Genomic DNA, 9,047 nt, shown 5'->3' with positions numbered 1-9,047 from the left:
GGGTGTCCACTTCGGCCGTGGTGAGGTGGTACGTCACCTCAATGTGCGTCCGTTTAATGGGAATCGTCAGCACGCGTTGGGCGACGCCGAAGGACGCCGGGTCGGCGGCAGCGACGTGGTGGAAGAAAGATCGGATCGCGGCCAGGCGGGCATTGCGCGTGGGGATGGAGTTGTTCCGCTTCTCCTCGAGTTCGTCGAGAAAAGCGAGAACAAGGTCTCGATCAAGCTCTTCGAGCGTCAACGCCGCCGGCTTCTTCCGCAACCGGGCGGCGGCAAAAAGGATCAGCATGCGCAAGGCGTCGCGATAGCTGGCCACGGTCGCGGGAGTCGCGTTGCGCTGCTTGGTCAGGCGCCGGCGAAAGTAGGACTCCAGGAGCGGCGCCAGCAGCAGGTGTTCGCTCATGCTGCACCTTCATCGAGGAAGGCGCGCTCCGCCGCAATAGCGAGAAGATCCGCAGAGCCAGTGAGGTAGTAGGCCGTGTCGCTGTAGCTGGCGTGGCCGAGATAAGTGGCAAGCAGAGGCAGAAGCGCCTGAACGTTGGCGCGCTGTTCGTGCCAGAGGCTAAGACGGGTCACGGCGAACCGGTGCCTGAGATCGTGCGGTCTCAAAGGCTTGCCGTCATCAAGGCCAGCGAGCTTGCGGACCTTAGCGAAGCCGTTTTGCAGCCCAGTCGCCGACAGACGGTTGCCTCGGGAGCTGAGGAAGGAGGCCTGGTCCTTGGGCGTGGGAAAAGCGGCATCACGCTCACAGGCATAGCAACCAAGGGCACCTTGGGTTGTCGTGTGAACTGGAACGAGACGGTCCTTGCGGAACTTCGTCTTCCGAATGAGGAGGACCCCGTTGGCCAGATCGACGTCGGAACGATCAAGCCGGACCACTTCGCCCGATCGCACCCCCGAGCTCGCCAACAATCCGATCAGCGTCGCCATGGTCCGGCCCTTGAGAGGAACCTCCGGCGAAATGCGATGGCATGCGTCGATGAGCGACGCCAACTCAGCCTCGCTGAGAATACGCGGAGGCGGAATCGCTCTGGATCTGGGGAAAGCTCTGCGCTCCAAGGCCTCGGTTCGGACCTCATAGACGGCGAGATACTCGTAAAACGGGCGGAGCACGCCGTGGCGAGTGGCGCGGCTGTTGGCGGCGCCGCTGAATGACAAGGCGAAATCCAGCGCCATCGCTCGAGTGGCGGGGGCATCGAGCTGAGCGCGCTCAACGTGGCGGACGAAAGCCCGAACGTGCCGGCTTGCTTGCTGAAGCCGTAGCCAAGGGAGCGGCGCAGTTCGATGTAACGCTCGGCCTTCTCGCCGAGGAATCGGGCAAAGGCGGTCATGCGACGCCTCCCGGAAAAGGGAGTGCGACCTCGGCGAGCTGCGAGGCCGCGACCTTTACGTACAGCGCCGTTGTGTTGATGCTCCGGTGCCCGAGAAGATCGGCGACCTCGTTGATCGGCCTTCGCTGCCTGACGAGTTGGGTGGCAAGGCTGTGGCGCAGGAGATGCGCACCTGCGACCCGCCCGAGTTCGACCCCGCCATGCCGCAACCGCTTCCGTACGATCCTCGAACAGGCGACGCGCACTTGAACGGTCCTACGGGCGGCGTGAAGGACAGGAACAGATACGGACCATCCACCTTCGGTCGAGCGCGCAGGATGTAGTCGGCGAGCGCGGCGCCGGTTTCCTCGAGAAGCGGCACCACGCGATCACGCTTGCCCCTGATGCGCCGGACAAAAACCTCGCCAGCACGCCAGTCGATATCCTGCAGCTGAATGGCGCGTCGCTCGCCGTTGCGGATGCCCGTGGTGGCGAGTAGCAGGAGGACGGCTCGATCGCGATGTCGACCGGCGTCGTTGCGCCGATCGCATCAATTGCGCGCCGAACGTCATCCCATGCAAGGCGCGGCGGCAAGTGCGCAAACGCCAATGGGGCGTCCTTGGGACGACGCAGGCAAGATCTTTGTCGTGGTGCCCAGCCCAACACAAAAACCGAAGAAATGTTCGGATGTGAGAGGTCGCCGCCGTGCGGGTGGCGGAGGTCGCCGATAGCGACAGCCGATGCTCAACGGCGGCGAGGACGTGCTCAGCCGTCAACGCCTCGAGGTCTTGGCCGGGATGGTGATGGCGGAACCAATCCAGAAAGCGGCGGCCGCCCAGAAGAACGCCTTCGCGGGTCTTCGGCTCCAGGCCCCGCACCCTGCGCAGATAGGTCCGAAAAGGAAGCCAGAAGTGGGGCAACCGGATCATCCTCTACACTTGGAACGGAAACAATGAAACGCTCAGGAGCCACTCGCCGTGCGTGTCCCAGCGCCGATCCTGCCCCAATGCGCGGAGTATCCGTAGTAAACGTGCATAAATAGCTATCGATGACATCTTGATGGATCGGCATCGGACCACTGCGCGGCCCGGCAAACTGGCTAAAGCGCGCTATGCGGCTCAGGTAAATCTTGGCGGACGCTCGCTTGTAACCAAGCGTGAAAAAATGCTTCGCGATGCGATCCATCTCGCCACCGAACGCACCGCTACGCAGGCGCTTGAGCACCCCACGATACGAAAAATAGAACTCGAGCATCCTGCCCCTCCGACATTGCGGCGCAGGGGAATCCCGCGCTCGTGAGAGAGACACGAAATAATATGTGGCGGAGGCAAGCTGGGTTTGGCCGGCCCTGACGGGCGTCAGGGCGGCTCCGCCACATAATCTCGCCCGACGCATAAGAACGGTTGGACTAACCCGCTCCGCGATTGCGGAGCGGCAAGGAGGGTGTGTGCCGCCGGCGTGGTCTTGATCGCGTCGTCTGTCGCGCTGGTGGTCATGTGTCCACAACAAGCTCGGACTGCGTCAGCATGGAGTGGCTGCTTGCAGCCATTCCATCGGACAAAGGAGCTTGTCATGACTCACCTTCGCCAGCGCATGAGCGAGGACATGGCGGTGCGCAACTTCGCGCTCAACACCCAGCGCTGTCGTATCTGCAACAGGTCTCGCTATTTGCCCGCCACTTCGGCAAGTCTCCGGACTTGCTCGGGCGAGAGGATATTCGGACCTATCAGGTCTATCTGGCCAACGAGAAGAAGCTGTCGCCCGGCTCGATTCACACCGCCATTGCGGCGCTGCGCTTTCTCTACAAGGTGACGCTCGAGAGGGATTGGGCGCTTGAAGAGGTCCTGCCGCTTCCCAAGAAGCCGCAGAAGCTGCCGATCATCCTCAGTCCCGAGGAGGTTCAGCGGTTCCTCGGTTGCGTCCTCGACGTCAAACACCACGCCATCCTAACCACTTGCTATGCCGCAGGCTTACGCATCTCGGAAGCGGTTCAGCTGAAGCCCACGGGCATCGACAGCCAGAGGATGGTCATCCGCGTCGAGCAGGGCAAAGGCCAGAAGGACCGCTACGTGATGCTGTCGCCCAAGCTTTTGGAGATCCTGCGCGATTACTGGAAGATGCGGCGACCGAAGGAATGGCTCTTCCCCGGCGATCGTGCCGACCAGCCGATCACCAGGGATGCGGTGGGACACGCCTGCGCGAAAGCGCGCGACCTCTCCGACTTGTCCAAACCGGTCACGCCCCACAGTTTGCGCCACGCCTTCGCCGTCCATCTCCTGGAGGCCGGTGCCGACGTGCGCACCATTCAACTGCTGCTCGGTCACAGGAGTCTCGCGACCACCGCCCATTACCTGCGGATTGCCACCAACAAGGTCTGCGCCACGTCGAGCCCCTTCGAGCTCTTGCCGCGTCCGGCGTCCACCGTGCCGCCGCCTGCCAAGCCGCAGTACTTCTGAGCGGTCGCGGCAATGGCCCGCTCGGGGCCGGAAGTGGCGGATATCTTCCGCTGCTACGGCGTAGCCTATCGCGCACAGCATGAAGCGTCGCTGTCGACCGCCCAGCGCCGCGTCATGACGGCGATCGAACTGTGCCGGACCGCCGCGCTCGGCGGGCACGTCGAAGCATGCGATCAATGCGGCCACCGGCGCATCGCCTTCAACAGCTGCCGCGACAGGCATTGCCCCCGCTGCCAATCGCTGGCCCGAGCACAATGGCTGGAGGATCGTCGCGCCGAGCTTCTCGACACCCAATACTTTCACGTCGTCTCCACGCTGCCGGAGCCCATTGCCGCCATTGCCTATCAGAACAAGGCACTCGCCTACGGCCTGCTCTTTCGCGCCACCGCGGAGACGTTGCGGACGATCGCCGCCGACCCCCGACATCTCGGCGCCGAGATCGGTTTCTTCGCCGTGCTGCACACCTGGGGCCAGAACCTGCTTCATCATCCGCATCTGCATTGCGTCGTCCCAGGTGGCGGCCTTTCTGCCGACGGCGATCGATGGGCCGCCTGCAAGCCCGGTTTCTTCTTGCCGGTCCGGGTGCTCTCGCGCCTGTTCCGACGATTGTTTCTAGAGCACCTGGAGAAAGCCTTCAACGCCGGCCAGTTGAAGTTCTTCTCTGACTTGCAGGCCTTGAGCAAGCGCGATGCCTTCCGGCGCTATTTGGCGCCGCTACGAAAGGCCGAGTGCCGAGTAGGTGGGGGCGTTACTGCCCCCACCTCTCACAGACCCGGACGTGCAGTTTTCCCGCATCCGGTTCCTCATGGTAGAGTTTCGCTCACGGTGGCAAACGAATGAAGAATCCTGGCCGGCGGCAGCGGATGGCGTTTCAGGATTTCGTTAAGGCGAGTCCATCGGAACACGCTTTGACGATCTCGCCGAGATAGCCAGTCTGCCATATCCTCACGACCTGGTGGGCGAACCATCGCAATCGCCGAGCATTTCCCCCGACGCCATAATAGGCGAAGTGGCCCCGCATCATGGACGAGAGATGGCGATGCTGATCCCGGATCGACCAGTTCCGGTGTTTCCGGCACCAGTCACTTATCGCAGCCAGCGCACGAGCAAAACGGCCCTTGGCCGTGACTTGCATCACCATGTCCTTGCCTCTGCGCGACCGTCCCCACACGTGGGTCAGGCCGAGAAAGTCGAAGTTGGTGCCATCCGTCTCCGGATGCCGTGTGCTCTCCGTCCTTCGCGGGCGAAAGTCGACGAGACGCGTCTTGTCGGGATGGAGCGTAAGCCGGAACCGTCCAAGACGTTTGTCCAGCACTGCCAGGACACGCTGGGCGTCGACGATGTTGTCGAACGCCATCAAGCGCATCGTCGGCGTAGCGGGCAATGGTACAGCCCCCACGGAGCCGAGGCCGCACCTCGGTCTCGAACCATTCGTCCAGCACATGGTGCAGGAAGATATTCGAGAGGCAGGGCGAGACTACGCCTCCTTGCGGGGATCCTTCGGCCGCTCGGCGCAGAAGACCGTCTTCGACGGCTCCTGCGTTCAGCCATTTATCGATCATCCGTCGGATGAGGCCGTGCGTGACTCGCTGGTCGAGGATCGCCCGGAGGTGCGAGTGCGGAATCGAGTCGAAGTACTTCTGTATGTCGAGATCGATCACCCAATAGAGCCGCTTTGCCCACAGCACGTTCTGCATGTTGCGGAGCGCCTGATGGGCCGAGCGGCCCGGTCGGAACCCATACGAGCAGGGGTAGAAATCCTCCTGATAGACGGTCTCCAGCACCATCGTAATGGCGCGTTGCGCCACCTTGTCCTCGAACGTCGGAATGCCGAGCATCCTTTGCGACCCATCCGCCTTAGGTATATAGGCCCGCCGGACCGGCGGCGCACGATATCGGCCGGACTTGATGCGCTCCAGGAGGTCCAGAAGTCTGGTCTCCAGGTTCACCTCATAGTCCGCCGCAATGACGCCGTCGATGCCAGGGGCACCATCCTTGCGGGTGAGCCGGTAGGCCTCCTTCATCCAGTCCAGATCGATGACATGGTGGAGGGAGCACAGCGCCACACCCCGTTTCGTCCTCGCCAGTTCGGCTATCCGTTGTCGGTTCGTAGAGAGGTTTGTGGGGTTCAGAGCCCCCTCCCACGTTTCAGGTCAACGGTTCTCTACACATGACGCCTCCCTTCGCTCCGTCGGGTCCCGGTGAGCCCAGTTCCCCGTCTTCACCGCTATTATGAAGGCGCTACGACTTCCCGCTCACGCATACCTGCTCCCTTATAGTTTCGGTCACAGGCCCCACATGCGCCTCCCATGTTTGTGCTCGCCGAGGCGCTCCCGATGAGCGTGGAGGACGCTCATCGAGCCTGGACCCATGGTCAACCGGCGGTCCCTGTTCCGGCGTACTTCGCTTGTGGACGCGAGCGGGATCTCACAGTTTCCCTGGCGATCCATCCCATGCCTTTGCCCTGCTCCAAGACCCCGGCCGAGCCGCCAGAACCTCGCCCTGGCGGTTCCGACGATGCTGCCCCCGGGCTACCCACGCTGAAGGCCTCCGCATGCGCATAATCTCGAGGCTGACACATGGCTTCAGCATCCGCTGACTACGCTTCACGAGCGACGTTGCCGTCGCCCATGCAAGACTCGCTTCCGGCTGGCGGGCTGCGCCTTTGCCGGGAGGGGGTCGAACCCTCTGGATCGCTTCGAAAGCTTTCAGGATCTACATTCCATTCTCCTTTCCAGGGCTTAGCCTGTCGCAAGGGTCATCTATGCCAAGCCGCCATTCGCCGGACCCGAACAGGTCCTCGACTACGTCGGCCGCTATACGCACCGAGTCGCCATTTCCAACAATCGCCTCGTCGCCATCGAGGATGGCGCGGTCGCCTTTCGCTGGAAGGACTATCGGCACGGCAGTCGGGCAGAAGGTCATGACCGTGGCGGCCGATGAGTTCATTCGTCGCTTCCTGCTACACGTCCTGCCCGAGGGCTTCCATCGCATCCGCTATTACGGCTTCCTCGGCAATCGCTATCGCGCGCAAAAGCTCGCCTGCTGTCGTGACCTGCTCGGCATGCCGGTTCCCGAGCCGTCCGACAGCCGATCCGCAAAGGACTACCGCGACCGCTACGAGGCCCTCACCGGGCATTCCCTCAGGCAATGCCCCGCCTGTCGTCAAGGCCAGATGATCATCATCGAAACATTCGACTGCGTCACCGGACACCCGCCATACCAGGACACGTCATGAAGCAGGGACGTCGCCTTCCTATGGCCACCAGCATCGCGCCGGCCCGCTTGGAAGCCACACTGAGCCGGTCCCGCAAAAGTGTGCGCTGTCATCACCGGCAACCTCTCCCAGGCAGGGCGCGGTGCCGATCCTCACATGCCGGAACCGCTATCCGTGCCGCTTTCGGCGCACGCCACGCCTTCAATCGCCGCGTCCGCGACGCATCCGCACCGCCACGCGATCCCTGTTCATGGGTGCGGCCCCAATTGAAAACCCATAGCGGCCACCCGTGCCGACGGCTTAGTCCAACACGTTTTTAGCTCACCGCCGCGATCCACCCCAGCGCACTCTCGCCACCCGCCTTGCAGCGCGACGGCAAGCTAAAAACGCTCTGCATTATGTGGCGTGCCACATAATCGTTCGGTGGCGCGGCGTTCATCTTCCGTGCCAAAAGGGCTGACAGGATCAAGATTTTGGTCTGGGATCGCATCGGCCTTGTGCTCGTTCACAAAGCGGCTTGAGGGCTCGAAATTCGTCTGCCCACAGGATCGCGACGGGGTGATGCGCATGTCGCCGGCGATGTTCGCGCCTTGTTCGAGGGGCTTGATTGGCGGCTGGTTCGCCCCGAGCGTGCGCGGCGTCCACAGCGTGCCGGATGAATTCGGCAGAGTGACTCAGACGCATTGTGCGGGATGGTGTTCTCGGCTCTCATTGATTTAGCAGATGAATCTGATGGTTCCCCAGGAAGAGAACGAGCGTTTGAAGGCGCTCGTAGCCCGGACGCAAGCGGCCCTGGCCGAGCACCAGGCTGCCTTCGGTGAGTCCGAGGAGGCGCGCCGCCGGCTGGAGAGGGTCGTCAGCCAGCTCAACCACGAGATGCTGATCGCGATGCTCGACCGGCTGAAGCTGACCGCGATCCGGGATCAGCTCGATACGCTGCTGGACGAAGCGGCGCGTTCGCAAATGACCTTGCGCGAGGCTTTGGCCTTCCTGGTGACGCGCGAGATCGCGAGGCGCGACGAGCGGCGCATCTCCATGGCAGGCAAGATCGCGCAGTTCCCGTTTGTGCGCGAACTCGACGGCTTCGACTTCGACGCGCAGCCGTCGCTGGATCAGCGCCAAATCCGGGAGCTGGCGACCTGCCGCTGGATTGCTCATGGCGACACGGTCCTGTTGCTTGGACCTACCGATCCCACGACATAATGCACACCTCGCTATGTTATTGAAAAAGCTGGATCTGCTGATCCTGTGATTGTGATAATGGACTGTGTCCGCTCCTGCCGGAATGGTGCTGGATATCGAGTTGCTCGATATCTTCATGACGGATGATCCAGGGCGTACCCTTGCAATACTGCTCGGCCTTCAGATCGCCGGCGCGGATCATGCGCAGCACGGTCATTGGCCGCAGGCCGAGCTTCGCGGCCGTTTCCTGCAATGTATACTCGCCGCGCTCCGACCGTTCGTCCTTTTTGTAGACGGCGATGTCGTGCTGGTTGCGGAAAGTGCAGACACGGGACTGCGTCCATCCGTTCAGACGACCCGTGGTTTTGCCGAGCCGGTTGAGAAGCGATGCGATCGCTCTATCCGGCAATTGGCGTGCCAGGGCACGGATCAGGTCCTCGATGTCCGGCGGGGCGCCCCAACGGTGATGGCCTGCCTTGTTCTTCCTGACCGAAAGCGCGGTATGGTCGCCGCCCTGCCAATGCACCAGCATTTTGATGTGGTCGTCTTCGATGGCGACGACAATCTCGCGGATCACGGCACGGATGATCCGCTTGCGCGTGGTGGCGGTGGCGTTGGCATGATGCCATGCCAGTTCGAGATCGGCGCCCATGCGCAGCAGGCTCCGCCGTTCCTCTTCTCCCAGAGCCTCAGGCTTGTGGCGGTCGAGCGCGTCAAGCTCGTCCTGACGCTCGCGGACGGCTACGAGCGCGGATTCCAGCGTCGCTCCAGTTCGCCTGCTACAAGCCGGTTGTCCGGGTCGACGGCGTCATACTGGCGGCGTGCATGGGCGGCTTCATAACGTGCCTGCTCGAGTGCGAGCTCCACATGGCGCCGCTTCTC

Annotated in this window: 7 protein-coding genes and 5 pseudogenes; 5 read left to right on the top strand and 7 right to left on the bottom strand. The window is 62.7% G+C overall.

Translation table 11 applies throughout. From position 1 onward, the window contains the following. The 5 genes and pseudogenes from NKH59_RS32865 to NKH59_RS32845 all read right to left on the bottom strand — a co-directional run. A partial coding sequence (locus NKH59_RS32865; protein WP_353024375.1) for a site-specific integrase occupies positions 1-403 on the bottom strand: 403 nt, incomplete at its 3' end. Further along, a complete protein-coding gene (locus NKH59_RS32860; RefSeq protein ID WP_353024373.1) occupies positions 400-1,176 on the bottom strand; it encodes a tyrosine-type recombinase/integrase in 777 nt (258 codons plus the stop codon). The genes NKH59_RS32865 and NKH59_RS32860, both read right to left, overlap by 4 nt. Before the next feature lie 151 nt (positions 1,177-1,327). Beyond that, a complete protein-coding gene (locus tag NKH59_RS32855) occupies positions 1,328-1,576 on the bottom strand; it encodes a tyrosine-type recombinase/integrase (protein WP_353024371.1) in 249 nt (82 codons plus the stop codon). An 83-nt stretch (positions 1,577-1,659) separates the two neighbouring features. Further along, positions 1,660-1,791, bottom strand: a pseudogene (locus NKH59_RS32850) (integrase); the annotation flags it as partial. 284 nt (positions 1,792-2,075) lie between these two features. After that, positions 2,076-2,564 (bottom strand): hypothetical protein, encoded by a 489-nt coding sequence (locus NKH59_RS32845; protein ID WP_353024370.1) that lies wholly within the window; start codon positions 2,562-2,564, stop codon positions 2,076-2,078. A gap of 318 nt (positions 2,565-2,882) precedes the next feature. On the opposite strand from NKH59_RS32845, the pseudogene NKH59_RS32840 reads away from it, so the two are divergent. After that, positions 2,883-3,766: pseudogene (locus tag NKH59_RS32840) on the top strand (tyrosine-type recombinase/integrase). Between the two features lie 12 nt (positions 3,767-3,778). After that, positions 3,779-4,495: pseudogene (locus tag NKH59_RS32835) on the top strand (IS91 family transposase); the annotation flags it as partial. Between the two features lie 353 nt (positions 4,496-4,848). On the opposite strand, the gene NKH59_RS32830 reads toward NKH59_RS32835, so the two are convergent. Further along, on the bottom strand, positions 4,849-5,832 hold the full coding sequence (locus NKH59_RS32830; RefSeq protein WP_353024368.1) for a reverse transcriptase domain-containing protein: 984 nt from the start codon (positions 5,830-5,832) through the stop codon (positions 4,849-4,851). A 691-nt stretch (positions 5,833-6,523) separates the two neighbouring features. Between NKH59_RS32830 and NKH59_RS32825 the strand changes: the two are divergent. The 3 genes and pseudogenes from NKH59_RS32825 to NKH59_RS32815 all read left to right on the top strand — a co-directional run. Next, a pseudogene (locus NKH59_RS32825) lies at positions 6,524-7,004 on the top strand (IS91 family transposase); the annotation flags it as partial. 416 nt (positions 7,005-7,420) lie between these two features. Further along, positions 7,421-7,504, top strand: coding sequence for an IS66 family insertion sequence element accessory protein TnpB (tnpB, locus tag NKH59_RS32820; RefSeq protein ID WP_353024378.1), 84 nt, complete (start codon positions 7,421-7,423; stop codon positions 7,502-7,504). Between the two features lie 355 nt (positions 7,505-7,859). Continuing rightward, positions 7,860-8,168: pseudogene (locus NKH59_RS32815) on the top strand (ATP-binding protein); the annotation flags it as partial. A gap of 34 nt (positions 8,169-8,202) precedes the next feature. Here the strand turns inward: NKH59_RS32815 and NKH59_RS32810 are convergent. Further along, a complete protein-coding gene (locus tag NKH59_RS32810) occupies positions 8,203-8,817 on the bottom strand; it encodes a helix-turn-helix domain-containing protein (protein WP_353024367.1) in 615 nt (204 codons plus the stop codon). Between the last annotated feature and the right edge of the window lie 230 nt (positions 8,818-9,047).

It is taken from the genome of Mesorhizobium sp. M0998, assembly GCF_040318885.1.
Taxonomy (GTDB): Bacteria; Pseudomonadota; Alphaproteobacteria; order Rhizobiales; family Rhizobiaceae; genus Mesorhizobium.
The sequence above is the reverse complement of the archived record's forward strand: the minus strand, read 5'-3'. Positions and strand labels throughout refer to the sequence as shown.